Source organism: Arthrobacter sp. Y3222053, from assembly GCF_059092805.1.
The window spans coordinates 531,251-555,106 of record NZ_JBNHIA010000003.1; the positions used below are offsets into that span (position 1 = coordinate 531,251).

24 protein-coding genes and 1 pseudogene are annotated in these 23,856 nt (G+C 70.7%); 14 read left to right on the plus strand and 11 right to left on the minus strand.

Translation table 11 applies throughout. The annotated features are described in order from the left end of the window. Window positions 1–93 precede the first annotated feature (93 nt). Genes AC5RUW_RS10515 through AC5RUW_RS10525 form a run of 3 tightly spaced genes read left to right on the plus strand, consistent with a single transcriptional unit; the run spans window position 94 to window position 1,796 of the window. On the plus strand, window positions 94–417 hold the full coding sequence (locus AC5RUW_RS10515; protein WP_494160643.1) for a hypothetical protein: 324 nt from the start codon (window positions 94–96) through the stop codon (window positions 415–417). A gap of 9 nt (window positions 418–426) precedes the next feature. Continuing rightward, entirely contained in the window at window positions 427–627 is a 201-nt protein-coding gene (locus AC5RUW_RS10520) for a ferredoxin (protein WP_494160644.1), read from the plus strand. After that, window positions 627–1,796 carry an NAD(P)/FAD-dependent oxidoreductase gene (locus tag AC5RUW_RS10525; RefSeq protein WP_494160645.1) on the plus strand — a complete coding sequence of 390 codons (1,170 nt, stop codon included), beginning with the start codon at window positions 627–629 and terminating at the stop codon, window positions 1,794–1,796. Before AC5RUW_RS10520 ends, AC5RUW_RS10525 begins: the two co-directional genes overlap by 1 nt. Before the next feature lie 58 nt (window positions 1,797–1,854). Here the strand turns inward: AC5RUW_RS10525 and AC5RUW_RS10530 are convergent, their stop codons facing one another. Beyond that, the gene (locus AC5RUW_RS10530) at window positions 1,855–2,358 is read right to left on the minus strand and encodes a MarR family winged helix-turn-helix transcriptional regulator (protein WP_494160646.1); all 504 of its coding nucleotides are present in this window, start codon (window positions 2,356–2,358) and stop codon (window positions 1,855–1,857) included. A 161-nt stretch (window positions 2,359–2,519) separates the two neighbouring features. Between AC5RUW_RS10530 and AC5RUW_RS10535 the strand changes: the two genes are divergently transcribed. From AC5RUW_RS10535 to AC5RUW_RS10550, 4 genes are read left to right on the plus strand one after another with little or no spacing between them, the layout of a single operon-like run. After that, the gene (locus AC5RUW_RS10535; protein WP_494160647.1) at window positions 2,520–3,464 is read left to right on the plus strand and encodes an SDR family NAD(P)-dependent oxidoreductase; all 945 of its coding nucleotides are present in this window, start codon (window positions 2,520–2,522) and stop codon (window positions 3,462–3,464) included. Window positions 3,465–3,474: 10 nt separating this feature from the next. After that, complete coding sequence (locus AC5RUW_RS10540; RefSeq protein ID WP_494160648.1) at window positions 3,475–4,404, plus strand: amidohydrolase family protein; 930 nt, start codon at window positions 3,475–3,477, stop codon at window positions 4,402–4,404. Further along, the gene (locus AC5RUW_RS10545; RefSeq protein ID WP_494160649.1) at window positions 4,401–5,618 is read left to right on the plus strand and encodes an acyl-CoA dehydrogenase family protein; all 1,218 of its coding nucleotides are present in this window, start codon (window positions 4,401–4,403) and stop codon (window positions 5,616–5,618) included. Before AC5RUW_RS10540 ends, AC5RUW_RS10545 begins: the two co-directional genes overlap by 4 nt. Before the next feature lie 34 nt (window positions 5,619–5,652). Continuing rightward, on the plus strand, window positions 5,653–6,129 hold the full coding sequence (locus AC5RUW_RS10550) for a MaoC family dehydratase (RefSeq protein WP_494160650.1): 477 nt from the start codon (window positions 5,653–5,655) through the stop codon (window positions 6,127–6,129). On the opposite strand, the gene AC5RUW_RS10555 is transcribed toward AC5RUW_RS10550, so the two are convergent. Continuing rightward, window positions 6,126–6,701: a hypothetical protein gene (locus tag AC5RUW_RS10555; protein WP_494160651.1), complete on the minus strand. Its 576-nt coding sequence runs from the start codon at window positions 6,699–6,701 to the stop codon at window positions 6,126–6,128. The two genes, AC5RUW_RS10550 and AC5RUW_RS10555, sit on opposite strands and share 4 nt — an antisense overlap. Window positions 6,702–6,815: 114 nt before the next feature. Here AC5RUW_RS10555 and AC5RUW_RS10560 point away from each other — a divergent pair, with 114 nt between their 5' ends. Further along, the gene (locus tag AC5RUW_RS10560; RefSeq protein WP_494160652.1) at window positions 6,816–7,136 is read left to right on the plus strand and encodes a hypothetical protein; all 321 of its coding nucleotides are present in this window, start codon (window positions 6,816–6,818) and stop codon (window positions 7,134–7,136) included. A 68-nt stretch (window positions 7,137–7,204) separates the two neighbouring features. Here the strand turns inward: AC5RUW_RS10560 and AC5RUW_RS10565 are convergent, their stop codons facing one another. Together AC5RUW_RS10565 and rlmC are read right to left on the minus strand one after the other, a co-directional pair. Further along, window positions 7,205–7,432, minus strand: coding sequence for a hexameric tyrosine-coordinated heme protein (locus tag AC5RUW_RS10565; protein ID WP_494160653.1), 228 nt, complete (start codon window positions 7,430–7,432; stop codon window positions 7,205–7,207). 92 nt (window positions 7,433–7,524) lie between these two features. After that, complete coding sequence (gene rlmC / locus AC5RUW_RS10570; protein WP_494160654.1) at window positions 7,525–8,649, minus strand: 23S rRNA (uracil(747)-C(5))-methyltransferase RlmC; 1,125 nt, start codon at window positions 8,647–8,649, stop codon at window positions 7,525–7,527. A gap of 107 nt (window positions 8,650–8,756) precedes the next feature. Here rlmC and AC5RUW_RS10575 point away from each other — a divergent pair, with 107 nt between their 5' ends. Then, on the plus strand, window positions 8,757–9,758 hold the full coding sequence (locus AC5RUW_RS10575) for a nucleoside hydrolase (protein WP_494160655.1): 1,002 nt from the start codon (window positions 8,757–8,759) through the stop codon (window positions 9,756–9,758). A 2-nt stretch (window positions 9,759–9,760) separates the two neighbouring features. Here AC5RUW_RS10575 and AC5RUW_RS10580 read toward each other — a convergent pair whose 3' ends face one another. The 3 genes from AC5RUW_RS10580 to AC5RUW_RS10590 form a co-directional block, all read right to left on the minus strand. Next, window positions 9,761–11,398 carry a GMC family oxidoreductase gene (locus AC5RUW_RS10580; protein WP_494160656.1) on the minus strand — a complete coding sequence of 546 codons (1,638 nt, stop codon included), beginning with the start codon at window positions 11,396–11,398 and terminating at the stop codon, window positions 9,761–9,763. Then, window positions 11,395–12,081, minus strand: a complete 687-nt coding sequence (locus AC5RUW_RS10585; protein WP_494160657.1) for a hypothetical protein — start codon at window positions 12,079–12,081, stop codon at window positions 11,395–11,397. The genes AC5RUW_RS10580 and AC5RUW_RS10585 overlap by 4 nt, the downstream gene beginning before the upstream one ends. Before the next feature lie 134 nt (window positions 12,082–12,215). After that, window positions 12,216–13,280: an NAD(P)-dependent alcohol dehydrogenase gene (locus AC5RUW_RS10590; protein ID WP_494160658.1), complete on the minus strand. Its 1,065-nt coding sequence runs from the start codon at window positions 13,278–13,280 to the stop codon at window positions 12,216–12,218. A gap of 65 nt (window positions 13,281–13,345) precedes the next feature. Between AC5RUW_RS10590 and AC5RUW_RS10595 the strand changes: the two are divergent. Beyond that, window positions 13,346–14,116: pseudogene (locus AC5RUW_RS10595) on the plus strand (SDR family oxidoreductase). On the opposite strand, the gene AC5RUW_RS10600 reads toward AC5RUW_RS10595, so the two are convergent. Then, window positions 14,103–15,008, minus strand: coding sequence for an AraC family transcriptional regulator (locus AC5RUW_RS10600; RefSeq protein WP_494160659.1), 906 nt, complete (start codon window positions 15,006–15,008; stop codon window positions 14,103–14,105). The pseudogene AC5RUW_RS10595 and the gene AC5RUW_RS10600 sit on opposite strands and share 14 nt — an antisense overlap. A gap of 261 nt (window positions 15,009–15,269) precedes the next feature. Between AC5RUW_RS10600 and AC5RUW_RS10605 the strand changes: the two genes are divergently transcribed. After that, on the plus strand, window positions 15,270–16,967 hold the full coding sequence (locus tag AC5RUW_RS10605) for a collagen-binding domain-containing protein (protein ID WP_494160660.1): 1,698 nt from the start codon (window positions 15,270–15,272) through the stop codon (window positions 16,965–16,967). Window positions 16,968–17,063: 96 nt separating this feature from the next. On the opposite strand, the gene AC5RUW_RS10610 is transcribed toward AC5RUW_RS10605, so the two are convergent. Next, complete coding sequence (locus AC5RUW_RS10610) at window positions 17,064–17,489, minus strand: VOC family protein (RefSeq protein ID WP_494160661.1); 426 nt, start codon at window positions 17,487–17,489, stop codon at window positions 17,064–17,066. A gap of 171 nt (window positions 17,490–17,660) precedes the next feature. Beyond that, window positions 17,661–18,227: a maleylpyruvate isomerase N-terminal domain-containing protein gene (locus AC5RUW_RS10615; RefSeq protein ID WP_494160662.1), complete on the minus strand. Its 567-nt coding sequence runs from the start codon at window positions 18,225–18,227 to the stop codon at window positions 17,661–17,663. Window positions 18,228–18,338: 111 nt separating this feature from the next. Between AC5RUW_RS10615 and AC5RUW_RS10620 the strand changes: the two genes are divergently transcribed. Beyond that, window positions 18,339–19,181, plus strand: coding sequence for a helix-turn-helix domain-containing protein (locus AC5RUW_RS10620; protein ID WP_494160663.1), 843 nt, complete (start codon window positions 18,339–18,341; stop codon window positions 19,179–19,181). 15 nt (window positions 19,182–19,196) lie between these two features. On the opposite strand, the gene AC5RUW_RS10625 is transcribed toward AC5RUW_RS10620, so the two are convergent. Further along, window positions 19,197–21,128 (minus strand): bifunctional metallophosphatase/5'-nucleotidase, encoded by a 1,932-nt coding sequence (locus AC5RUW_RS10625; protein ID WP_494160664.1) that lies wholly within the window; start codon window positions 21,126–21,128, stop codon window positions 19,197–19,199. A gap of 96 nt (window positions 21,129–21,224) precedes the next feature. Here AC5RUW_RS10625 and AC5RUW_RS10630 point away from each other — a divergent pair, with 96 nt between their 5' ends. Both AC5RUW_RS10630 and AC5RUW_RS10635 read left to right on the plus strand, forming a co-directional pair. Further along, window positions 21,225–21,914, plus strand: a complete 690-nt coding sequence (locus tag AC5RUW_RS10630; protein ID WP_494160665.1) for an IclR family transcriptional regulator — start codon at window positions 21,225–21,227, stop codon at window positions 21,912–21,914. A gap of 141 nt (window positions 21,915–22,055) precedes the next feature. After that, complete coding sequence (locus AC5RUW_RS10635) at window positions 22,056–23,819, plus strand: bifunctional 3-(3-hydroxy-phenyl)propionate/3-hydroxycinnamic acid hydroxylase (protein WP_494160666.1); 1,764 nt, start codon at window positions 22,056–22,058, stop codon at window positions 23,817–23,819. The last annotated feature ends 37 nt before the right edge of the window (window positions 23,820–23,856 follow it).

Here is a 23,856-nt window from a genome sequence, read left to right on the forward strand (position 1 = left end):
GCGCCATGGTAACCGAAGCAACTCTGGAGCAAAACGTTGCTTTGCAGTAGGGTGGCCGGCATCCGCCCTCCCGATGACGCGAAGGAACCCACCGTGGACCAGACGAGTACCTATTCCGGCGTAATGCTGGTGACGACCACGCCGCTTCCCGGCGTCGACGAAGCTGAATTCAACGCCTGGTACGACGACGTACACGTCGCGGAGATCCGGGAGCGGGTGCCGGGTGTCGAAGGCGTTGAACGGTACCGCACCGAGACTGACAACCAGCCGCCGCGCTACCTGGCCGTCTATCGGATCTCCCGCCCGGCGTCGGCCATACTGGCCGACATGCGCAGCGCTGGCCTCAGTGATGCGGCGCCCATGCTCGACATGGTCGACAATCCCCCCAGCATCGTGTCGTACGACGCCGTCGGCTGAGGTGGTCATGTGACAGCCCGAGTAGAACTCGACGCGCCCAGATGCGTGGCATCGGGCCTGTGCGTGATGGTCGCCCCAGACGTCTTTGACCAGCGGGATGACGACGGAATTGCGGTTGTGCTGACCGAGGAGCCGGCGGAGGAGTCCCTGGCCGGCGTGCGTGAAGCCGTGATGCTCTGCCCCGCGGCGGCGCTGCGCCTGGTCACCTGATGACCCGCATCCTGATCGTCGGCGCCTCCGCCGCAGGCTTGGCCGCGGCCGAGGAGCTGCGCCGGGCCGGCTTCGACGGGGCCGTGACGCTGCTCGGCGAGGAGCCCCACGTCCCTTATGACCGCCCGCCGCTGTCGAAACAGGCGCTCGGCGGTTTGTGGGATGCAGGCCGCCTTTGCCTGCGGGACGATGCGCACCTGGCGTCGTTGAATGCAGACCTCCGGCTGGGGCGGCGGGCGGTGGCCGCCGACGCCGGGCGCCGCACGGTGATGCTCGACGACGGCGCCGAGCTGGCCTTCGACGGACTCGTCGTCGCCACCGGAGTCACCCCCGTGCGACCCGCCGATGACAGTGTCCTGACGCTGCGCACCCTCGACGACGCGGAACGCCTGCGGGCCCGCCTGCGGCCCGGCGCACGCCTGGTCATCGCCGGCGCGGGGTTCCTGGGAACGGAGCTGGCGGCAGCGGCAGCAGTGCTCGGCTGCGAGGTGACCCTGCTGGATTCGTGTCCCGGACTGCTGGCCCGCCTCGGCCCGCCGGTTTCCCGCCACGTCGCCTCGCTGCTTTCGGCCCACGGCGTCGAGGTGCGCTCGGGCATACGCGCCATCCATCTTGACGCCGCCGGAGCCGACCTGGCGGACGGCACCCGCCTGGCAGCCGACGTCGTTGTCGCCTGCACCGGCTCGGTTGCCACGACGAGCTGGCTCGAAGGCAGCGGCATACCGCTGGACGACGGTGTCCTGTGCTCTTCGGATTGTTCCGCGGCGGAGGGAATCGTCGCCGCGGGCGACGTTGCCCGCTGGTTCAATCCGGCGTACGGGCGCCTGATGCGTGTCGAACACCGCACCAACGCCACCCAGCAGGGGGCACACTCCGCGCGCACGCTTCTGGCTGCGCTGGAGGGCCGTCCGGGTGATGCCTATTTCTCGGTGCCCTACGCCTGGTCGTACCAGTTCGATACCCGCATCCAGATCCACGGGGTGGTCCTCGACGGCGAGGACGCCGAAATCGTCTCGGGGTCGGAGTCGGAGGGCAGCTTCATCGTCGCCCATCGTGCAGAGGACCGGCTCGTAGGCATCGTCGGGGTGAACGCGCCGATGCGCGACCTGCGCCCCTGGCAACAGCAGGTGCATGCCGAGGCTGCCCTGTTGGCTTCCAACGTCGGGTGACGGCCATCCGGAGGCTTCCCGTGCCGTCCCGGTAGTGCCGAAGCTGCTTCGCCGCCGCTCAGGCGGAGCCGGCCTCCCGCGGGAACGCGGCCTTCCGCAGCAGGCGGAACAGCTGGTCCTGCTCCTCAGCGGTGAGGACCGCCAGGGATCTGTCCGAGGCCTCGGCGACGCGCCGCCTGGCTTCGGCGTACAGCTTCTGCCCCGCCTCGGTGGCAAGGATGATCTTGGAGCGGCGGTCGCGGGCGTCCGGGCGCCGTTCCACGGCCCCGCGCCGTTCCAGCTGGTCGATGATGGCCACGATCTGGCTGGGATCGAGGACAAGGAACTGGCTCAACTCGCGCTGCGTGGGCTCCTCGCCGCTGCAGGCGAGCGCCAGCACGGAGTAGGAGCGCACCTTCAGATCCAGGTCCGCGAGCACCCGGTTGGCGCCTGCGGAGCCCCGGGAGGAGGCCCGTGCCATCAGGAAGAAGGGTTCCGCGGCTAAGGCGGTCTGTTCGAGGCGGGCATCCGCTTCGATGGGCGCGACGCCGGGGGCGGCCTCCGAGGATGGCGGCACGGGCATTGGTTTTTCCTCCGGTGGTCGACTGAGCTTCCAGTGTAGGAGATCCAATGATCCTACATAAATGGAAATCCTTAATCATTGACTTTTTCAACTAATACGGGTCGAATGGCTGAAGGCGGCGGCAGGGACCTTCCGCCGGCCACGTAACCAAAGGAGTTTCCATGGCAGAGCAGAACACGGCTCCCCTCGCCGGCAAGGTCGCCGTCGTCACCGGGTCCGGCCAGGGCCTGGGCTTGGCGTACGCACAGGAGCTCGCACGGCAGGGCGCCGCCGTGGTGATCAACGACGTCAGCGAGGACGCCGCCCGCGCCGCCGTGGAGTCCATCACCGCCGCCGGCGGGCGGGCCACCGCCGTCGTCGCCGCCGTGGGCGGCACCGAGGCCGCCCGCGCCCTGGTGGACGGCGCCGTCGCCGCCTTCGGCGGCCTGGACATCCTGGTGACCAACGCCGGCGTGCTGCGGGACAAGTCGCTGCTGAAGATGACCGACGAGGACTTCGACCTGGTCATCCAGGTGCACCTGCGCGGCACGTTCACCTGCGTGCGGGAAGCCTACCGCCATTTCAAGGAGAACGGCGTGGCCGGGCGGATCATCGCCATCGGCTCCCCCACCGGCCAGTACGGCAACTTCGGGCAGACGAACTACGCGGCGGCCAAGGCCGGCATCGTGGGCATGGTGCGCACCTGGGCGCTGGAAATGAAGAAGTCGGGCGTCACCGCCAACGCCGTCATCCCGGTCGCCGCGACCGCCATGACCCGCACCGTGCCCTACTTCGCCGCCGCCATCGACGCGCAGGACCGGGGCGAGGCGATGCCCTCCTTCTTCCGCCATGACCTCGGCTTCGGCACCGCCGACGACGTCGCCGGCCTGATTGCCTACCTCGCCTCCGACGCCGCCGCCGGCATCACCGGCCAGGCCATCGGAGCCGGCGGTGACCGCCTGCAGCTGTTCAGCCACCCGGCGCCGACGGTCACCGAGTACGCCGACGGCGGCTGGAGCTTCGAAGCGCTGGCCGAGCGGTTCCCGCAACTGGCGGAAGGCCACCTGGCCCCGGTCGGCGAGACCTTCCCGCCGCTGCCCGCCGAGCTGCAGCCGGCCGCGCAGTAGGAGCACCGGCATGTACGAATACGGGCTGGACCTCGCGTCGCTGGACGCGATCGATATGCACGTGCACATTGAGTGCTCCGACCACGGGCACGCCTCGCTGCCGCCCGCGTTGATGGAGGCCAGCGCCAAGTACTTCAAGGCGGAGGACCGCTCCCCCTCGCTGGACACCATCGCCGAGCGCTACCGGGAGTGGCGGATGGCCGCCGTCGTGTTCACCGTGGACGCGACCACCGCCCTGGGCCACGCCCCGAACTCCATCGAGGAAATCGCCGAGGGCGCCGCCCGGAACAACGACGTGCTGATTCCGTTCGGATCGGTGGACCCGCTGCAGGGAGCGGCCGCCGTCGAACGCGCGAAGCTGCTGGTCCGCGAGTACGGGGTCAAGGGGTTCAAGTTCCATCCCTCGCTGCAGGGCTTTGACCCCTCGGACCAGCGCTTCTATCCGCTGTACGAGGCGATCCAGGAGCTGGAGGTGCCCGCCCTGTTCCACACCGGGCAGAACGGCATGGGGGCCGGGCTGCCCGGCGGATACGGCATCAAGCTGGCGTACTCGAACCCGCTGCTGCTCGACGCCGTGGCCGCCGACTTCCCGCATCTGCAGGTCATCATGGCGCACCCCTCGGTGCCCTGGCAGGAGGAGGCCAACTCGATCGCCACGCACAAGGCGAACGTCTGGATCGACCTCTCCGGCTGGTCGCCGAAGTACTTCCCGGAGTCCCTGGTGAAGGCCTCGAACGCCATGCTGCAGGACAAGGTGCTCTTCGGCACCGACTATCCGCTGATTCCCCCGCAGAAATGGCTGGGCGCGTTTGAGCAGCAGAGCTTCAAGGACGAGGTGCGCCCGAAGATCCTCAAGGCCAACGCGGTGCGGCTGCTGGGCCTGGACTCCGGCGTGCCGGCCGGGCAGGCCAGCCGGGCCGCTTCCGGGGCACGCGCGTGAGCGCCGTCGACACCGTTGCGGACACCGCTGCCGATACCGGCCGGCTGTACCCGGACTGCGACCCCTACGGCTTCGAATATGGGCTCACCGACGGCGAGCGGGCGTCGCTGCGCCGGCTCCGGACCGTGCTCGATTCCGAGGTGTATCCGCTGCTGGCCGAGCACTGGGAAAAGGGCGAGTTTCCGCACCGGATCATGCCGGCGCTGCGGGGCCTGGATCTCATGCAGCCGCAGGAGGTGACCCGGGCCGGTACGGAGCCGTCCCTGCTGTATCACGGGTTCCGGAACTTCGAGCTGGCCCGCACCGACGCCAGCGTGGCCACGTTCTACAACGCGCAGGCCGGACTGTTCCGCACTGCCTGCCGGGTCGGCGGAACCGCGGAGCAGTTCGCCGCCTGGGACCCGCTGATCACCCGGTTCGAGATGACCGGGGTGTTCTGCCTGACCGAGCCGGAGCACGGCTCCGACATTGCCGGCGGGCTGGCCACCCGGGCGCGCCGCGACGGCGACGGGTGGGTGCTCGACGGCGCGAAGCGCTGGATCGGCGGCGCGGACAGCGCCGATGTGCTGGCCGTCTTTGCCCGGGACGAGGCGGACGGGCGGGTCAAGGGTTTCCTGGTGGACCGCCGGGCTCCCGGCGTGACGCTCCGGAAAATCGAGGGCAAGACCTCGCTGCGGATGATCCACAACGCCGACATCGGGCTCGACGGCGTCCGGGTGCCCGAGGCACGGCGGCTTGGCGGCGTGGACTCCTTCCGGGACGTGGCCGCCATGCTGCGGGCGATGCGCTCCGACGTGGCCTGGATCGCCGCCGGGCTGCAGGCCGGAGCCTACGAGGCGGCGCTGCGCTACGTGCGGGGCCGGGAACAGTTCGGCAAACCGCTGGGCGGGTTCCAGCTGGTGCAGGAAAAACTGGCCCGCATGCTCGACAACGTCACCGCATCCCTGGCCGTGGCCGCCGCCCTGACCGCCCGCCAGGAACAGGGCATCTACCGGGACCAGGACTCGGCGCTGGCGAAGATGGGCAACAGCCGGCGAATGCGCGAAACCGTCGCCTTGGCCCGCGAGCTGGCCGGCGGCAACGGCATCACCCTGGCCGCCGATGTCGCGCGCTTCCACGCCGACGCCGAGGCCGTCTACTCCTACGAAGGCACCCACGAGATCAACGCGCTCGTGGTCGGCCGCTCCCTCACCGGCGTCAGCGCCTTCGCCTGAACCGCTTTCCCGACCAACCTCCGAAAGGACCCCCATGACCGAGATCCAAACCCAGCCCGCCGTCGTCGTGCCCTTTGAGGAGGTGCTCAGCCTTGCCGGCCGGAACCTCGGCTACTCGCAGTACCGCGAGATCACGCAGGAGCAGATCAACACCTTCGCCGACGCCACCGAAGATCACCAGTGGATCCACACCGACCCGGAGAAGGCAAAGGACGGCCCGTTCGGCGCCCCGATCGCGCACGGCTTCCTCACCCTGTCGCTGCTGATTCCGATGTGGACAGAGCTGCTGGACGTCACCGGCGTGAAGACCAAGGTCAACTACGGCCTGGACAAGGTCCGGTTCACGAACCCGGTGAAGGTGGGCTCGCGGGTGCGGATGAGCGTGACCATCACCGATGTGCAGGAGGTCAAGGGCAACGGTGTGCACCTGGTGGCCGACGCCGTCATCGAGATCGAGGGCGAGGAGCGGCCCGCCGTGGTGGCGACGTTCCTGAACCGGTTCTACGCCTAGGGCTGCCGGCTCCGACGCCCGGTTCCGGCTGCCGCCGGGGCCGGGCGCCCTGTCTTGAGGGCGTAAATCAGGCCGTGGAAGGCAAGCAGCATTGCCGCCCCGAGCAGCCCGAGGAGAAGCATGAAAGGGCCCACCTGGTACAGGTGCATGGCGATGATCGCTGATGGGCTCTCCACTGAACGGCCGGTGCCGGGTTCAACCATCGTGATGAACTGGGGCTGCCGTATGATTCCGGTGGCCCAGAGCAGGCCCGGCACAAGGACCAGCCCCATCACCACCCAGGCCGCGGCCAGATAGGGGTTGAAACGAAACCTCCGGCGCCGTTCCGGCTCCGCCGCCCCGTCACCGGCCTCTCCGCCGTCGGACCCGTCGGGTCCTGCCGGATGTCCCGCCAGGGCGCCGGCTGCCTCGCCGGCGCCCCCGCCGTCATGCCCATCGGCTCCCGGCGCCCGGCCGGGTCGGTGGCCGGGGCCGCCGCCGTCGTCCACCACCTCCACCCAGTCCCGGTTCTGCCCTGGCCGCGGCCGGGCATAGAGATGGTGGTCGGCGTCGTCAGTCAGCGGATTCCCCATGCGCGGGAGCCTACTGCATGCCGGTCTCCAAGGGTGGGACTGAGCACCACACGGTGGAAGACCGTCGGTTAGGCTGGCCCGGATTTGCCCTCCCGATGATGCAAAGGAGCCTTCATGGACCACCCCACCTATTCCGGCGTCATGCTGGTGACCACGACGCCGCAGGCCGGCGTCGACGAGGCGGAGTTCAACGCCTGGTACGACAACACCCACCTGGCCGAAATCCGGGAACGCGTCCCCGGCATCGAAGCCGTGGAACGGTTCCGCACCCAGGCGGACGGCCAGCCGCCGCGCTACCTGGCGGTCTACCGGATCTCCCGCCCCGCGGCGGACATCCTGGCAGATATGCAGGGCGCGGACCTCAGCGACGCGACCCCGTGGTTCGACGCGGGCGAGCACGCTCCGGTCATCACCTCGTACGACGCCCTCGGCTGACGCGGCCGGCAGGGAGCCAGGCGGCCCAGCCAGGACGCCCATCGAGGTGCGCCGGCGCGGTGCTGAAGCTAGCGCCAGTAGTTGTTCGCCGCCGCGATGGTCGCAAACTCGATGGCGACAACGTGCGCCGAGGCGATCAGGGCATCCGGCTCGTTGGAATAGGCGGAGCGGATCATTTCCTGCACGTTGTGGTCCGGCTGGACGGCGAAGGATGTCTTCAGGGCCAGCTGCACGGCCAGCTGGCGCCCCTCCTCGGGAGTGGCGCAGATCAGGGAATTGCCGGGAACGAGTTCCATGGTGACCGTCCTGGGGAAGCGGATGTCGGCGTCGTGCTTCCAGTGTCACCAGCGACCCTGACGCGGCACAAGGTTCCGGCCCGGCAACGGCACTACCGCCGCTCGAGCAGCACCATCGCCTCGTAGTGGGTGGACTGCGGGAACATGTCCATCACTCTCGCCCGCGCCGGGGCCAGGGACGGCATGCGGGCCAGGTCCTTGGCCAGCGACACCGCGTTGCAGCTGGAGTAGACCACGTGCCGCACGTCGGAGCCTTCCAGCCAGCCGGCCAGCTCGGCGCCGATGCCGCGCCGCGGCGGGTTCACGATCACCAGCTCCGGCGCCTGCCCGGAGTTCAGCGCGAACGCCGTCGCGTCCCCGGCGGCGAACCGCAGCCGGGAGAGCCCGGCCCGGTCCCGGCTGGTTTCGGCGGCGGTGATCGCCTCGGCGCTGATCTCGATGCCGGTCACATCGCGGCTGCCGTCGGCGACGCTGAGCGCGAACCCGCCCACCCCGCAGTACAGGTCCCACACGCTGGCCGGGGCGGCCTCGTCCACCCAGTCCCGGCCCTGCCGGTACAGCGCGGCGGCGACCTCGGTGTTGGTCTGGAAGAAGCCCTGCGGGCGCAGGAACAGGTCCAGCCCGTTGATGCCCATCCGCAGGGTGGCCTGCTCGGTGAGCAGGATCTCGGTCTCGCCCTCGGTGACGGCCTTGTGCTCCGGGTGCAGGTTGACGCTGGCGACGGCGAGCTGCGGCAGCCGCTTCCGCAGCCCGGGCAGGTGCTCGCGGACGTTGGGCAGCAGCGTGTCGCTGCGCAGCACGAACCGGACCATCAGCTCCCCGTCCGGGGATTCGGTGAGCAGCAGGTACTTCAGCTCGCCGGTGCGGGCGGCGACGTCGTAGGGCACCAGCCCGGCGATCCGGATGAAATGCGACAGGACCGGGAACGCGGCGGTCAGCCCCGGTGAGCAGATGCCGCAGCGGCGCAGGTCGATGCCGTGCCCGTCGGCGTCCAGGATGCCGATGTTGGGCCGGCGGAGGGTGCCGGAGACCACCATCTTCGCCTTGTTCCGGAACCCGGATTCGGGGCTCGCCAGCGGCGGCAGCCATTCCAGATCCGGGTAATCGGCGAGCAGTTTCGTGCAGTGCGCCTGCTTGCCCCCGAGCTGCGCCGGGTAGGGGGTACCCATCAGGGTGCAGGAGCGGCACCGGCCGGCGTCGTAATAGGAGCATTCCATGGGCAGTTAATTCTAGCCCCGCCCGTCGCCCGGATACCCCGCCCGGCCCGGCGAAGGTGCGGCAGCGCCGTATGCTCAAAGGCGTCGTCCCGTCCCCAGGAGCTGCCGTGTCCATCCCTTCCGCCACTGCCCCGGTGCGCCCGACGCCGGTGGTCGCCGACGTCGACACCGGCACCGATGATGCGCTCGTCCTGCTGTTCCTGGCCCGGCACCCGGGCCTCGACCTGCGCGCGGTGACCTGCACGGCCGGGAACACCGACGTCGACCAGGTGCTGCGCAACACCCTGGACGTGCTGGCCCTGGCTGGCGCCGGCGACGTTCCGGTGGCCCGGGGTGCGGAGCGGCCGCTGCTGAACGAGCCGCGGCACGCGCACGGCTTCCACGGCGTGGGCGGCCTGGGCGGGCTGCAGCTGCCCCGCAGCGGCGCCGCCGCGTCGCCGCTGGCCGCCGTGGAGCTGATCCGCCGGACGGTCGAGGACTCCCCCGAACCGGTGACCCTGCTGGGACTGGGCCCGCTGACCAACCTGGCCCTGTTCCTGCGCGCCTATCCCGCCACGGCGCGGAAGCTGGCGCGGATCGTGTTCATGGGCGGCTCCGCCGGGCTGGGCAACGCCAGCGCGGTGGCCGAGTTTAACGCCTGGCAGGATCCGGAGGCGCTGGCTGTCGTCCTGGGCGCCGAGGTGCCGGTGACCATGTACGGGCTGGACGTGTTCCTGCAGGCCACCGTCGAGCCGGCGGACTTCCGCGCCCTCGCGGCGGCGGACGGCGCCGGCGCCGCGCTGGCCGGCGCGCTGCTCACCCGGGCGGCGCGGGCCCGGGCGGTCGACGCCGGGCTGCCCGAGGACACGGACCGGCTGCAGGCGGTGACCATCGGCGACGCCGGCGCGGCCTGCCTGCTCGCCGATTCGGGCACGGTGACGGTCCGCCCGTTTCCGGTGCAGGTCCAGCTCTTCGGCCCCGGCCGCGGGCAGACCATCGTGGACCGCCGCGCGTTCGCCGGCGAGGAGGAGGAGCACGGGCTGGCCGGCACGGTGCCGGTGATCGACGTCGCGTTCTCCTTGGACCGGGACCTGATGGCCCGGACGTTCCTGGCCGCCGTCGGCGGCTGAGCTCAGATCTGTCCCGCTCCCATCTGCTCCACCAGGTATTCGGCCTGCCGGATCGCCAGGGCCACGATGGTCAGCGTCGGGTTCGCCGCCGCGCCGGTGGTGAACTGCGAGCCATCGGAAATGAACAGGTTGGGCACGTCGTGAGCCTGCCCGAAGGCATTGACCACCCCGTCCTCAGGCCGCTCGCTCATCCGGGCGGTGCCCATGTTGTGGGTGGAGGGATACGGCGGCGTGCGCACCGCCGACACGGCGCCGACCGCCTCATAGATCAGCTCGCCCTGCCCGTAGCCGTGGTTGCGCATGGCGACGTCGTTCGGGTGGTCGTCGAAGTGCACGTTCGGCACCGGCAGGCCCAGGGGGTCGGTGACCGTGGTGTTCAGGGTGACCCGGTTGCTCTCCTGCGGCATGTCCTCGCCCACGATCCACATGCCGGCGGTCCGCTCGTACCCGTCCAGGATCGAGGCGAAGCCCGGGCCCCAGGCGCCGGGATCCACGAAGCTGGCCAGGAACGCCGGGCCCAGCGAAATGGTCTCCATGTAGTAGCCGCCGGCGAAGCCGCGGTCCGGATCGTGCCGGGACTCGTCGGCGATCAGCCCGGCCATCGTCTCGCCGCGGTACATCCGCACCGGCTGCTCGAACTGGGCGTACACGCTGCCGGTGGTGTGGCGCATGTAGTTCCGGCCCACCTGCCCGGAGGAGTTCGCCAGCCCGTCCGGGAACAGCGGGGACGCGGAGAGCAGCAGCAGCCGCGGGGTTTCAATCGCGTTGGCGGCGACGGCGACGGCGCGCGCGGCCTGCCGGTGCAGGTTCCCCTCGGCGTCGGCGTAGACCACCCCGTCCACCAGCCCGTCGGGGGCGTGCGTGATCTGCACGGCGTGGCAGTCCGGGCGCAGATCCAGGTTTCCGGTGGCCAGGGACTTGGGCAGCTCGGAGACCAGGATGGACCACTTGGACTTGTTCTTGTCGCCCTGGAAGTTGAAGCCGTCCTGGATGGAGGCCGGCCGCCCGTCGAAGGGTGCGGCGTTGGTGCCGTAGGGGCCGGTGGCGTAGTGCCGGTAGCCGACCTTCTCCGCGCCGTTGGCGAAGACCTTGTAGTTGTTGTTCGCCGGCAGCGGCGGCCGGCCATGCCGGTGCGTGACGCCCATCTTCCGCTCGGCCCGGTCGTAGTACGGCTCCAGGTCCGCCAGGGACAGCGGCCAGTCGAGCAGGTTCGCGCCGTCGATCCGGCCGTAGGTGCTGCGGGTGCGGAACTCGTGCTCCTTGAACCGCGGCGTCGCCCCGGACCAGTGGGTGGTGGTGCCGCCGACGGCCTTGACGATCCAGGCCGGCAGGTTCGGGAAGTCGCGGGCGATCCGCCAGGACCCGGAGGTGGTGCGCGGGTCCAGCCAGGCCATCTGGTTGAACGCCTCCCACTCGTTGTTCACGTAGTCCTCGTTGGTCAGGTACGGCCCGGCCTCGAGCAGCACCACCTTCACTCCCTTGCCGGTCAGCTCGTGGGCCAGGGTGCCGCCGCCGGCGCCGGACCCGATGACCACGACCACTGAGTCGTCATCGCGGCTGAAGTCGGCGGAACCCGCCGGGCGGGCGCTGCCCTGTCCTCCGCTGCCGCCGCTGCCGTTGCCGTTGGCCTCGCTGCTCATTTGCTGCCTCCTTCAGTGGATCCGAGATTCTCGCCGACGGCGTCCCCGCCGCCGCGCAGGGCCCCGGCCTCCGCCGTCGTGCCGGATTCCGGTGCCGGGCCGGCCGCCGCGGCGGCCTTGGATCCGGCGGCTTCGTCGCGCTGCGGGGCGTTCTCCCGCACCCGCAGCGGACGGCTGCCCGGGGTGTCGACGGCGTACGGCAGCGGCCCGACGTCGGGCACCGGCTCGCCGTCGTATTCCTCGACCCGCGGGCTGGGCAGCCAGGCGAGGTCGTTGAAGCCGCGGTGCAGGTAGCCGCCCTTGGAGAAGGACTCGCCCTCGTAGCCGAGCACCTGCCAGACCTCGGGGTCGTCGTAGAGGTTCAGGACGGCGGTGCGGCGGATGAAGCCGAAGAACTCCAGGTCCGCGACGCGGCGCAGCACCGCCAGGGCGCGCTCCTCGGGCAGGTCCAGGAACGGTTCCTCCGATTCGGCGCCGAGCGCAATCAGGCCCTGGGTGAGCACCACCCGGAACCAGGTGGAGCCTTCGGCCTCGGTGACGATCCGGTCCGCGAGCCTCTCATAGGCGCTGTCCGGGAAGTTCGGGTGCGGAAACGCGACGCGGACGATGCGTTCGAGGATCCTGCGAGCCTCCGGGGTGAGGGTGGTCTGGTTCAGGGTGGGGTATTTGGCTGGATAGGTCATGCGGTTTACCTCCTGTGGTGCGGTGCGCCGCGCGGCGTCGGGCGGCGCAGGTGGTGCCGTGCCGGGTTTGGTGGCCTTAGTCGCGGGCCGGGGGGCCGGGGTCGTCCGGCGGTCCCACGGCGCCGGCGGGCGGGTCAGAGGCGGGGCCAGGCCACGCTGTTCGGGGTCAGGACGGCGCGGCCGGTAACGGTGCCGGCGGTCAGGTCATGCATGGCCTGCACCGCGTCGTCGAGCGGGTAGGAGACGGTGGTGAGGCTGATCTGCCCCTCAGCGGTGAGGGTCATCAGTTCGGCCAGGTCCTGGTAGGTGCCGACCAGGTTGCCGACGATGCTGATCTCCCGGGAGATCAGCTCGATGGTGGGAATACTCAGGGTGCCGCCGTAGCCGATGGCGTAGTAGCTGCCGCCGTTGCGCAGCATCGCCGGGCCGGTCTGTTCAGTGCCGTGCTCGCCGACGAAGTCGAACACCACGTGCGCGCCGCCGTCGGTGGCGCCCAGCACGGCGTTGATCACCGCGCTGTCCTGGCCGTCAAACTCGCGCGGGTTCAGCACGGTGTCGGCGCCGAGCGCCGCGGCCAGGGCGAGCGCCTCGTCGGAGAAGTCCAGGACGGTGATGTCGGCGTTGGTCAGGGCCCCCAGCGCCTGGACGCCGATGTGCCCCAGCCCGCCGGCGCCGATGACGACGGCGTGCGTGCCCGGTCCCAGCAGCGGTGCCGCCTTGCGGACCGCGTGGTAGGCCGTGACGCCGGCGTCGGCGAGCGCGGCGATCTCCACCGGGTCGGTGCCGTCCTCCAGCTTCACGACGGCGCGGGCGTTGGTGCGCAGGTACTCCGCCATCCCGCCGTCGGCGTTCAGCCCGGGGAAGGCGGAGTCCTGGCAGTGCGAATCGTTGCCGGTGCGGCACGGGTCGCAGACCCCGCAGCTGACCACCGGGTGCATGATCACCGTGTCCCCGGGGGCGACGTTGGTGACGGCCGGGCCGACGTCGACCACCCAGCCGGCGTTCTCGTGACCCAGGATGTAGGGCAACCGCGGGTGCTGGATCTGCTCCCACTGGCCCTCGACCACGTGCAGGTCCGTGCGGCAGAGCCCGGCGGCGCCCACCTGGATCAGGACGTCCCAAGGCCCGGCGACCACCGGCTCCGGAACCTCGTCGATCTGCGGATCCTCACCGTAGCGGTGCACCCGGACAGCCTTCACGCCCACTCCTTCGTCAGCTCAGCACTGGGGCCAGTCTTCTCCCGGCGTCCGGGAGGGGTCAACGGGTGGAGGGAAGTTCGCGGATAACCGGTGAGGAAGCCCGCAGGAGACTTGGCCGGAGGAACTTCACGTGGTTGTGTACCGACTGCCGGCCACGCTGCCCGACGCCAAGGAAAAATATTGACAGCGTGGTTGCAGCGGTGCAGGAGCGCGGGCAGGCAGCCGCCGGGGTGGTCGGCGACGTCTCCAGCCCCGGCGACGTCGCCCGGATGGTGGCCGAGGGCACAGCCGCCGTCGGCGACCTCGGTGTCTTCGTGGCCAACGCGGGAATCGCCCAAGTTGACCCGATCCTGGACGTGGAGCCGGAGGCTCTCGACAGGATGCTGGACGTCAGCATGAAAGGCGTCTATTACAGCTATCAGGCAGCGGCCCGGCAGTTCATCGCCCAGAAAACACCGGGGAAGATCATCGGCGCGGCGTCCATTGTGGCTTTCCGGCCCTTCCCCCTGCTTGCGTCCTATTCGGCCAGCAAATAGGCGGTCCGAGGCCTGACCCAGGCAGCAGCCATGGAATTCGCCAAGCACAAAATCACCGTCAACGCCTATGCGCCCGGTGTCGTGGGCACGGCCATGTGGGACCTCATTGACGAGCGCCTCACGACCTTGGAGGGAACACCGCGGGGCAGTGCTTTGGAACGCCAGGTCGACAACATCCTGGCCGGGCGGGTTTCGGTACCGGAGGATGTTGCGAAACTGGTCTCTTTCCTTTCCGGGCCGGACTCGGACCACATGACGGGCCAGACGGTCCTGATCGACGGCGGCATCAACTTTTCCTGATTGGCCCTCCGTCGACCGTGGCGATCATTTCCCGGTAGTCGCGCAGGGTGACTCCGTGGGCCTGCTGGATCGCCCGCCGCAGCTGGTAGGCGGAGCCGAATCCGGCGCGGGCGGCGAGCTGGTCCGCCGGCAGCCGTCCGCCGGCGGCCAGCAGCCGTTCCACCCGCAGCAGGCGGTGGTGGTCGATGCGGGCGGCGACGGTTGTGCCGGCTTCGGCGCAGGCCCGCTGCAGGGTGCGCAGCGAGACATGCAACCGGTCCGCGACGTCCTGCGGGCGCATCTCCGGATCTCCGCTTCCTTCCCGGATGACGGCCTCGGCGCGCAGCCGCAGCGCACCGGTGACTGTGGCGGAGTCCATCCGGTACCCCCGGGCGGCGATGACCGTGCCGGCCAGCAGCTCCACGGCGGCGTTCGCCAGGCACAGGTCCACACCCAGCCCTGGATTGTCGTCACCGCCGAGCAGCAGCGTCAGGTAGTTCAGGGTGTGCCTGCCGAGCTGGTCCATCGGCAGCAGCACCGCCTCGTCGTCCAGCCCCCGGTCGCTGAGCCGGTCGCGAGGAACTTCGAGCGAGAGGATGTCCGCCGGGTCCGGGACGGCGAGGCTGCTCACCCCGATGCCGCGGCGGAGAGTGGATAGCTCGGGGGTGAGCACCACGCGCTGGCCGCGGCCTACTGCGGTCAGGTTTCCGGAGGTGAGGGTGGTCCAGTACACGGACTCCGGGTTCAGTTCCGGGCCCTGTGGCTTGCGGAATCCGCCGGTGGTCACGCGCCGCACCACGACGTCGTTCAGGCGCCGCTGGCTCAGCCCGGGCCGGGCGGCTCCAAGCGGCTGCAGGGCCTGCACCCCCAGCCGATCCAGCAGCGTCAGCGGATCCTCTGCTGTGCCGTTCATTGACGGCGCCCCCTTGTGCACCTGGCCGGATGTTCCTGACGCTTTGAGGCTATCGGACTGACCGGCTGTTTCGTCCGGTGTTTCAGCCGGCCGAAGGCGTCATGCGGTCTTCGGCGGAGGGCCGGACGGGTTTTCGTGCAGCTTCGCGACAGGTTATGGCAGGAAGGCGACATTCCGGCCCGGAGCCTGCCTGCGCGCTGCTTGCCTTGACCAGCAGGCAAGTAAGCGGCGCGCGGGCGCCCCGAAAGGAACAGCCAAATCATGGGACATATATCCCGGCGGCCGGTACGGCCGCCTTCGCTGAAGATCATGCTCGCCTCCGGCCTGGCCGGCTTCCTGGCGCTGTCAGCGTTCGCTGGTGCGTCCGGAGCGACCGCGGCGGACACCACCTTCAACCCGTTCGAGGTGAACGGCGGCTTCACCCTGCTGGTCCAGGGCAACGCGGTGCTGGACAACGGTGAATTGGAGGGGTCCATTGCCGTGGACGGGACCGTTTCCAGCGGCAACCCCAACGGGTACCCCGTGGTGCATCACGTCGCCGGCAGCCCGGACTACACCGTGCCGGCCGTCGACGGTGAGCCCGTGCGCATCCTCGCCGGCGGCTTCGCCGGGCCGGGGAGCTTTGAGATCAGCAACCGCAGTGCCGTGCCCGGCTCGCCGGAGGCCCTGGCCACCGCACGGTTCACCGACGTCGCCGGGCTCACCGGATCGGCGCGCGGCAGCAACTGGCTGCGGGTGACCAACCCGGACGGCGGCAACTTGGACCTGCCCACCGTTGCGTACGACCCGGTCCATGCCGCGGACCTGGCTCTGCTGCGGACCGCGTTGCCCTCCGTGGCCGACTACTTCCCGCAGCGCACCGCGCTGCTGGACCGCAATGCCCGCTGCCTCGCCGCTATGTACAACGACAGGACCGGCCTGGTCCACGATGTTCCGCTGCGTGCGGACGGTTCCATGGTGTTCCCCGGCCCCTACGCGTCGGACCGGCCGAACGTGCTGAACTACTCCGACCTGGCCGGCACCATCATCAAGCCCGACGCCGCTGCCGGCTACCGGCCGACCGCCGAGGCGCCACTGATCATCAAGGTCGAGGCCGGTACCACCGAGCTGAACCGGCTTGGCTTCGAGGGCTGGTCGGCGCAGGGCGAGGGGCAGAAGCTGTCCCGCCACATTTTCATCGACGCTTCCGCCGTTGCCGGCCCCCTGACGGTCGACGGACTGGAAATGGGCGCTGTCTACGCGCCGCACGCGGACGTCACCTTCGCTACCGGAGTGACCCACAACGGGCAGTGGCTCACGGGAAGCTTCGCCTCCAGCGGCGGCGGAGAACTGCACCATCACTCCTTCCTGGGCCAGCTGCCGTGCGCCGCAGCCTCGGGCGGCGAACCAACCGGTGAGCCGACAGGCGAGCCGACGACGGAACCCAGCGACCAGCCGAGCGATGACCCCACCGCCGATCCCACGGATGAACCAACATCCGCACCGACACGCGAGCCCTCCGAAGCGCCGACCGGCGAACCGACGACGGAACCCACCGATCAGCCGACCGACGAACCGACGGACCAGCCCACCGACGAACCCACCGGGCAGCCCACCGACGAACCGACGGACCAGCCCACCGACGAACCCACCGGGCAGCCCACCGACGAACCGACGGACCAGCCCACCGACGAACCCACTTCAGAACCGACCACGGACCCCTCCGAGGAACCGACCACGGGACCGACGGGTGAGCCTACGGGCACGCCGACGTCGGCCGCCCCTACATCACCGGAGTCGACTACGGTCCAAGGAGGTGCGTTGGCTGGCGACGCTGAGGCGACCGCGGCGGCCGAGACCGGACCGGCCCGTCTGGCCTCGACCGGGGCCACGGGCATCGCATGGTTTGCGGCAGCTGGCCTGTCGCTGTTGATCCTGGGTGGAGCGGCGTTGGTACTGCGCCGCCGCAGCAACGCCTGACCCTTCCTCTTCCCCCAGAGAGGGAGGCTCCCAGGGCAGCCGGGTTCCGCTTTGCGCGGGACCCGGCTGTTTTTCCGGCTGCTGTGGGATCCGGGCTCAGCTTCCGGAGGACCCGTCGGACTCGATGCTGATCATCCAGTTGGTGCCGAACCGGTCAGTGACCATGCCGAACACATCACCCCAGGGCGCCTGTTCCAGCGGCAGGGTCATCTGGCCGCCGTCGAGCAGTTTGTCCCAGTAGGAGCGCAGGGCGTCGCCGTTGTTGCCGCTGAGCGAAATGGTGACGTTGTTGCCGGTATCCAGGTCCATTCCGTTCGGCGTATCCGAGGCCATCAGCACGAACCCCTCCTCGGTGGTCAGCGCCGAGTGCATGATCTTGTCCCCCTCGGACGGGTCCTCGCTGGCGTTCATCTCCGCGAACGTGCTGCTCTCCAGGGTTCCGCCGAAGACGTTCTGGTAGAACGCCATCGCCTCGGCGGCGTTGTCCCGGAAGCTGAGGTAGGGGTTCATGGCGGTGGGCATAGCTGTCTCCTTAGGCGCTGAACGGACCGTTGCTGATGCGCCAAAAGTATGCGCCCCGATCCGGCCGGTTGGAAGGCGGTATCTGAAAGCCGGCCGGCCGGCGCCTGCCCTTACTCCCGGTTGAAGTCGAGCTTCAGCCGGGGCCCCGTTCGGACAGGTTGCTTTCCCCCCTCAAGCGTGGCGGCCGGTGCGGGCGAGCACCCGCGTTAGGCGGCCGGCGTCGTCGGGCACCGGAACCGGGCCGGCGTACACCCCCGGCGAGTAGGCCTGCTCGCCGAAGCCGTCCACCGCGGCGTCAATCGCGGCCAGGTCCTCCTCACCCAGCTGCGCGTCCAGGCTCTGCGAGACGGCCAGGTCCCAGCGGTGGATGAGCAGGTCGACGCCGTAGAACCCGGTGAGCGTCTCGCCGATGGTGCTGGGGCCGAAGTAGCCGGGGAACTCCCGCTTAGCCACGGCGGGATCGGCCAGCAGCCCGGATATCAGCCGGTCGTGCTCCTGCCAGAGCTTCATCGGGTCGGCGAAAGACCCGCCCGGGTCTCCAGTGCCGGGTTCGTTCACGCCGTCGGGCAGCAGCCCGTGTTCGGCCAGGAAGTCACGCTCGGTGGTCACAACATGAGCCACCAGGTCCCGGGCTGCCCAGTCCGTGCAGGGCGTGGCGGCGTTCCAGTCGGTTGCCGCGTCGACCACGGCGGTGAACGGATCAGCGCGCCGCCGCCAGATACGAAGAGCTTCGGTCATGATCTTCCCTTGCCTTTCCCGTGTGGTTTCCGGTTCCCTGAGGCTAGGCCGCGGCCGGAGCGAATGTCTTGAACAAACCCGACAGCCTGCCGCGGCGGAAGGGGGCCGACGGTGTTCGACGCCGTGAACGAAACCGAAATCTCCCGCGGCCACCTGCGCGATGCCCGTGATGGGTCCGTCCGCATGCATCGGTATGAGCCGGCGGAGGCGGTGCGGCCCTGGATCCGGGTGTTCTGGATTCCGGTGTGGAACGTGCCCGCCGGAGAGATCCGCGAGCAGCGGATCCTGACCTATCCGGTCTGCCTGATCAGCATCACCGCCGGCTACGCGCGTCTGCTCGGACCGCGGACGACGGCGGCGCGTACCCCGTTGGCCGGCGCCGGGTGGGCGTTCGGGGTGATGCTGGCCCCCAGTGCGGGCCGGGCCCTGCTCGGGCGGGACGTCGCGTCCCTGACCGACCGGCACCTGGACCTGGACGGTGTGCCTCTGCTGGCTGATCTGGTGCCCGCCGTCCGGGCCCTGATGGCGGCCTGCCCCGGCAGCGCGGACGCGCACCGGGCGGCGTGCCGGCTGGCGGCGGACCGGCTCGCGGTGCTGCCGTCGCCGTCCGGCGACGGCGCGCTGGTGGACCGGGTGGTCCAGCGAGTGGAGCAGGACGCGGGCATCTCCGGGGTGGCGCAGCTGTGCGCGGTGTTCGGACTGCCGGAGCGAACCCTGCAGCGCCTGTGCGCCCGGTTCGTCGGGGTCAGCCCGCGCTGGCTCATTCGGCAGCGACGGCTTCAGGAGGCCGGCACGCTGCTGCGCGGCGGCGGGACCTTGGCAGGCGGCGGCACCTTGGGTGGGCTGGCCGCCCAGCTGGGCTACGCGGACCAGGCGCACTTTTCCCGGGACTTCCGCGCCGCCACCGGGTGGAGCCCCGGGGAGTTCGCCGCCATCGCCCGCCCGAACAGCTGATCAGGTGCCGGCTGCTCAGGGGAACAGCGGCACGTCGTCGTACACCAGCCGCCAGTTCGACGCCGGGTAATCGGCCGGGTCCAGCCGGCCCTGCTCCCTGACGTGGTCGATCAGCAGCTGCCGGATCTCCTGCGGAGTCTGTGCCAGCAGCCGGGCCCGGGCGACGTGCGGATAGTTCCCGGAGCCGGACTGCCGGTAGTTGTTGACGGCGAGCGCGAACCGCTGCCCGTCCTGCACCGGGCGTCCCTGGTGGGTGAGGTTCCGGATCCGTTCCCCCACCGGGCGGGCGATGTCGATGTCGTACTCCAGTCCGGAGATCGCGTCGAAGTTGTAGTCCGCGATGCCGTCGGCGTTGGTCAGCGCCGCCGGGTCCAGCGCCGCCGGGTCCAGGGCAGCCGGGCCCAGGGCAGCGGGGCCGCCCGTTGCGGCGTCGGAGGCAGCGCCGCCGGCAGCAGGATCCGGCCGCCGGAAGAAGCGGGCGGCATGCTCCAGGTACTCCCGCAGCTGCGCCCCGGTCAGTTCCACCCCGGAGAGCGTGTTGGGGAACAGGTACAACCCGGCAATGTCGCGGATGGTCACCGGCCCGGCCGGCAGCACGGCCCGCCTGCTGAACGGCGAAGCGGCCGAGAGCACCGGCAGCCCGGCATCGGCCGTCCCGGCCAGCGCACGGGACAGCGCCCCCGCCTGCACCCGGTGCACCAGTTCCATGACCGCGGTGGGCTTCAGCCGCGCCTCGGCAGCGGACAGGGGTGCGACGGCGGTGCCCACCGGGGTGTTCACGTAATCCAGCACCCGCCGGTGCTGGTCGCGGACCACCGCGCTGACCTCGGGATCCGGGTCCGCCGTGTTGGCGTTCAGCAGCCGGGCCGACGCCGACCGCACCCGCCAGCGGCCCGCCGCCCGTCCGGCGCCGGGTTCCGGGGGGCCCGGCTGGGCCCCGCCCGTGCCCCTGTCGTCGGTGTCCGTCTCGTAGGCCAGGTCGAAGGTCAGCACGGACAGCCGCATGCCGAAGCACAGCGGCTCGGTGAGCACCACCGGGCGGCCCGTGTGCCGGTTGAGGACGATGTGTTCCTCGATCTCCCGGTGCGCGTGGCCCACCAGCACCGCGTCGATGTCCGGCACTTCGGCGGCCAGCTCCGCCGCCGCGTTCTCCGGCGGCGGGCCGTCACCGTAGGAGGAGGCGCCGTCGAGCCCGGAGTGGGCGCTGACCAGCACCAGGTCGGCGCCGGCGGCGCGCAGCTCGGGCACGTACCGGCGGGCCTGCTCGACCAGGCCCGGGAAGCGCAGCCGTCCGGCCACGTGCGCCCGGTCCCAGACCGCGACGCCCGGGTTGGTCAGGCCCAGGATGCCCACCCGCACCGGCGGCGCTCCGGCCGGGTGCAGGGTGGTGAGCAGGTACGGCGGAAAGGCCGGTTCGCCGGTGGCTTCGTCCACGGCGTTGGCGCCGAGCAGCGGGAAGTCCAGCTGCGCTTCGAAGGCCCGCAGCAGGTCTAGGCCGTAATTGAATTCGTGGTTGCCCAGCGCCGCGGCGTCGAATCCGGCGGCGTTCATGGCGGCGGCCAGCGGATGCAGCCCGCCGGTTGCGGTGATCGGCTCGACCGAGGCGAAGTAGTCGGTCAGCGGGGTGCCTTGGATGGTGTCGCCGGCGTCGATGAGCAGCGTGGCCTCGGGCCCGCGCTCGGCCCGGATGCGGTGGATCAGCGTCGCCAGCCGGGCCAGGCCGACGGCGTTGCCCGCCTCGTCGCGGTACTCGCCGTCCTGGTAGTAATTCCAGTTCTCCACGTACCCGTGCAGGTCGGTGGTGCCCAGGACCGTGATGACGGCGGTCGGCGCGGCGGCGGAGTCCGTCCAGGCGGCGCCGGGCTCCGGAACGACGTCGGCCCGCGCGTCGGCGTCAGCGGCGTCGGCGGCGTCGGCGGCTGAGCCGGAAGGTGGAGGAACGGACACACGCACAGGATACCGGCCGGTTCCCGCCGGCCGATCCGGCCTGCCGCCGCCCGCCCACGGCCGCCCGGCGGCGGGGAAGTCACTAGGATGGGCGGCATGGCTACCGCATCCAGCGCTCCGTCGCGCACCGCCGGCTCCCAGACCCTGGCCCGCGGGCTGCGGGTGCTGCGCGCCGTCGCCGCGGCCCGGGACGGGTTGAGCGTGCAGGAGGTGGCCGAGCAGCTGGGCGTGCACCGGACCATCGCCTACCGCATCCTGAACACGCTCGACGACGAGGCGCTGGTCCGGCGCGGCGCCGACGGACGCTACCGCGGTGCTGCCGGCCTGCTGGAGCTGTCGACGTCGGCCCATTCGGCCATGCGGGCGGCGGCCCTGCCGGTCATGGAGGCGGTGGCCAACGAACTGGGAGCGACCGTGTCCCTGCTGGTCCAGGAAGGCGCCGACGCCGTGGCCCTGCTGGTATGCGCCCCGCGCGGGGCCAGCTATCACATTTCCTTCACCCAGGGCAGCCGGCATCCGCTGGAACGCGGAGCGGCGGGGCGGGCGCTGCAGGCCTGCGCCCTCCCCTCGGAGCGGGACGCGGCGGAGCTGCGGCGCACCCGGGAGCAGGGCTACGCGCTCACGTTCGGGGAGGTGGAACCCGGCGCCTACGGGGTGGCGGCGCCCATCGCCGGGGCCGGCGCTCCCGCCTGCCTGAACCTGATCACCCACCGGCAGGACCTGGCCGAGGGCGCACCGGCGGCCATCATCGACGCCGCGCAGCGGATTTCGGCCGCGCTGAGGTAAACGTTCCGCCTGGCGGTGTGGCGGTTGACACACTTCCGCGGCGGATGGTGGGATGACGCTCATTGCACTTAACGCCTAGTCAAGTGCGTTATTTACACGTCAAGGGAGCCTGGGGCTCCCCGGCCCCGAAGGAAGCGGTCCATGAACACCGAACTGCCTGCCGCCACCGTTCCGCAGCCCGTCGATCTGGACACCGAGGTCCTGATCGTGGGCGCCGGGCCGGTGGGGCTGATGCTCGCCAACCTGCTGGGCCTCTACGGCCGGCAGGCCGTGGTGGCGGAGCAGCTGCCCGACCTGATCGACTATCCCCGCGGCGTCGGGCTGGACGATGAGTCCCTGCGCGCGGTCCAGGCCGTCGGCCTGACCGGCACCGTCCTGCCGCACACCACGCCGCAGCACATCATGCGCCTGGTCAACGGCCGCGGAAGGGTCATCATGACCAACGAGCCGAAGGCGGACGACTTCGGCTGGCCGCGCAAGAACGGCTTCGTCCAGCCGCTGGTGGACCGCGCCCTGCTGGACGGGCTGGAGCGCTTCGAGCGGGTGCGGGTGGAGTTCAACCACCGGGTGGTCGACGTCGAGGAGACCGCCGATCACGTCATCGCCACGGTGGAGGCGCCCGACGGCGACGGCGGCACCGCCGTCCGGCGCATCCGGGCGCGCTACCTGATCGGCTGCGAGGGCGGCAAGTCGCCCACCCGCAAGCGCCTCGGGGTCAGCTTCGACGGCCGCTCCCCCGCCACCCGGTGGCTGGTGGTGGACGTCAACAACGATCCGCTGGGCACCCCGAACGTGTTCCTCGGCGCGGACCCCAAGCGGCCCTACGTCTCCATCGGGCTGGCCCACGCCGTCCGCCGCTGGGAGTTCATGCTCTTCGAGCACGAAACCGAGGAGCAGGTCACCGACAAGGCCTTCATCCACAAACTGCTGGCCGAGCACGTCCCGGATCCGTCCGCCCTCAACGTGATCCGCGAGCGCGTCTTCACCCATCACGGGCGGATCGCCGGCTCCTTCCGCCGCGGCCGGCAGCTCATCGCCGGCGACGCCGCGCACCTGATGCCGGTGTGGATGGGCCAGGGCTGGAACTCCGGCGTCCGGGACGCCATGAACCTGGGCTGGAAGCTCGCCACGGTGCTGCGCGGGCAGGCCTCCGACGCGCTGCTGGACACCTACGACGCCGAGCGCCGGGACCATGCCAAGGCCATGATCGATCTGTCGCTGACCCTCGGCGCGATCATCAAGCCCACCAACCCCGTGGTGGTCGGCGCCCGGGACGGGATCGCCGCCGCCCTGAACCTGCTGCCGAAGGTGAAGTCCTACTTCTCGGACATGCGGTTCAAGCCGATGCCCCGCTACCGGGCCGGCGTCGTCGTCGATCCCTCCACGCTGGCGCCCGGAACGGCCGCCCCGGCCCTGACCTCCCGGCTGGTGCCGGTGCGCACCGCCAACAACCGCACCTCCCCGGTGGGCGTGCAGTTCATCCAGCCGCGGGTGAACACCTGCGACGGGGCCAACGTGCTGCTCGACGACGCCGCGGGCACCTGGTGGACGGTGCTGGCCTGGGGCAACAACCCCAAGGGCCTGTTCACCCCGGCGGAGCTGGCCCGGCTGGAGGAGCTCGGCGCAACCTTCGTGGCCGCCGTGCCGGAGACCCAGCGCGGCTGGGCGGAGGCAGAGTACCCGGAGGACGTGACCGTCGTCGGCGATGTCACCGGGCGGCTGAAGCGCTGGTTCGATGACCGGCCCACCCCGGTGCTGTTCCTGCGCCCGGACCGCTTCGTGGCCGGGGCCTGCCTGGCCCAGGACGCCGGGCGCACCCTGGACGGGGTGCTCGCGGCCATGTCGTTCGAGCCCGCGTGCCGGAAGGCGGAACAGCCCGGCCCGTCCGTGCCGGTGGCCGCCTAACGTGGGTGGCAGGATCCCTTTCGCAGACCCGGTCCGG

Excerpts from the sequence above, each read along its gene's own strand:
- AC5RUW_RS10530 (WP_494160646.1), bottom strand. The coding sequence starts at position 2,358 with ATGCCCGTGCCGCCATCCTCGGAGGCCGCCCCCGGCGTCGCGCCCATC.
- AC5RUW_RS10560 (WP_494160652.1), top strand. The coding sequence starts at position 6,816 with ATGGACCACCCCACCTATTCCGGCGTCATGCTGGTGACCACGACGCCG.
- AC5RUW_RS10550 (WP_494160650.1), top strand. The coding sequence starts at position 5,653 with ATGACCGAGATCCAAACCCAGCCCGCCGTCGTCGTGCCCTTTGAGGAG.
- AC5RUW_RS10535 (WP_494160647.1), top strand. The coding sequence starts at position 2,520 with ATGGCAGAGCAGAACACGGCTCCCCTCGCCGGCAAGGTCGCCGTCGTC.
- AC5RUW_RS10540 (WP_494160648.1), top strand. The coding sequence starts at position 3,475 with ATGTACGAATACGGGCTGGACCTCGCGTCGCTGGACGCGATCGATATG.
- AC5RUW_RS10580 (WP_494160656.1), bottom strand. The coding sequence starts at position 11,398 with ATGAGCAGCGAGGCCAACGGCAACGGCAGCGGCGGCAGCGGAGGACAG.
- AC5RUW_RS10585 (WP_494160657.1), bottom strand. The coding sequence starts at position 12,081 with ATGACCTATCCAGCCAAATACCCCACCCTGAACCAGACCACCCTCACC.
- AC5RUW_RS10605 (WP_494160660.1), top strand. The coding sequence starts at position 15,270 with ATGGGACATATATCCCGGCGGCCGGTACGGCCGCCTTCGCTGAAGATC.
- AC5RUW_RS10525 (WP_494160645.1), top strand. The coding sequence starts at position 627 with ATGACCCGCATCCTGATCGTCGGCGCCTCCGCCGCAGGCTTGGCCGCG.
- rlmC (WP_494160654.1), bottom strand. The coding sequence starts at position 8,649 with ATGGAATGCTCCTATTACGACGCCGGCCGGTGCCGCTCCTGCACCCTG.
- AC5RUW_RS10635 (WP_494160666.1), top strand. The coding sequence starts at position 22,056 with ATGAACACCGAACTGCCTGCCGCCACCGTTCCGCAGCCCGTCGATCTG.
- AC5RUW_RS10610 (WP_494160661.1), bottom strand. The coding sequence starts at position 17,489 with ATGCCCACCGCCATGAACCCCTACCTCAGCTTCCGGGACAACGCCGCC.
- AC5RUW_RS10615 (WP_494160662.1), bottom strand. The coding sequence starts at position 18,227 with ATGACCGAAGCTCTTCGTATCTGGCGGCGGCGCGCTGATCCGTTCACC.
- AC5RUW_RS10555 (WP_494160651.1), bottom strand. The coding sequence starts at position 6,701 with ATGGGGAATCCGCTGACTGACGACGCCGACCACCATCTCTATGCCCGG.
- AC5RUW_RS10600 (WP_494160659.1), bottom strand. The coding sequence starts at position 15,008 with ATGAACGGCACAGCAGAGGATCCGCTGACGCTGCTGGATCGGCTGGGG.
- AC5RUW_RS10565 (WP_494160653.1), bottom strand. The coding sequence starts at position 7,432 with ATGGAACTCGTTCCCGGCAATTCCCTGATCTGCGCCACTCCCGAGGAG.
- AC5RUW_RS10630 (WP_494160665.1), top strand. The coding sequence starts at position 21,225 with ATGGCTACCGCATCCAGCGCTCCGTCGCGCACCGCCGGCTCCCAGACC.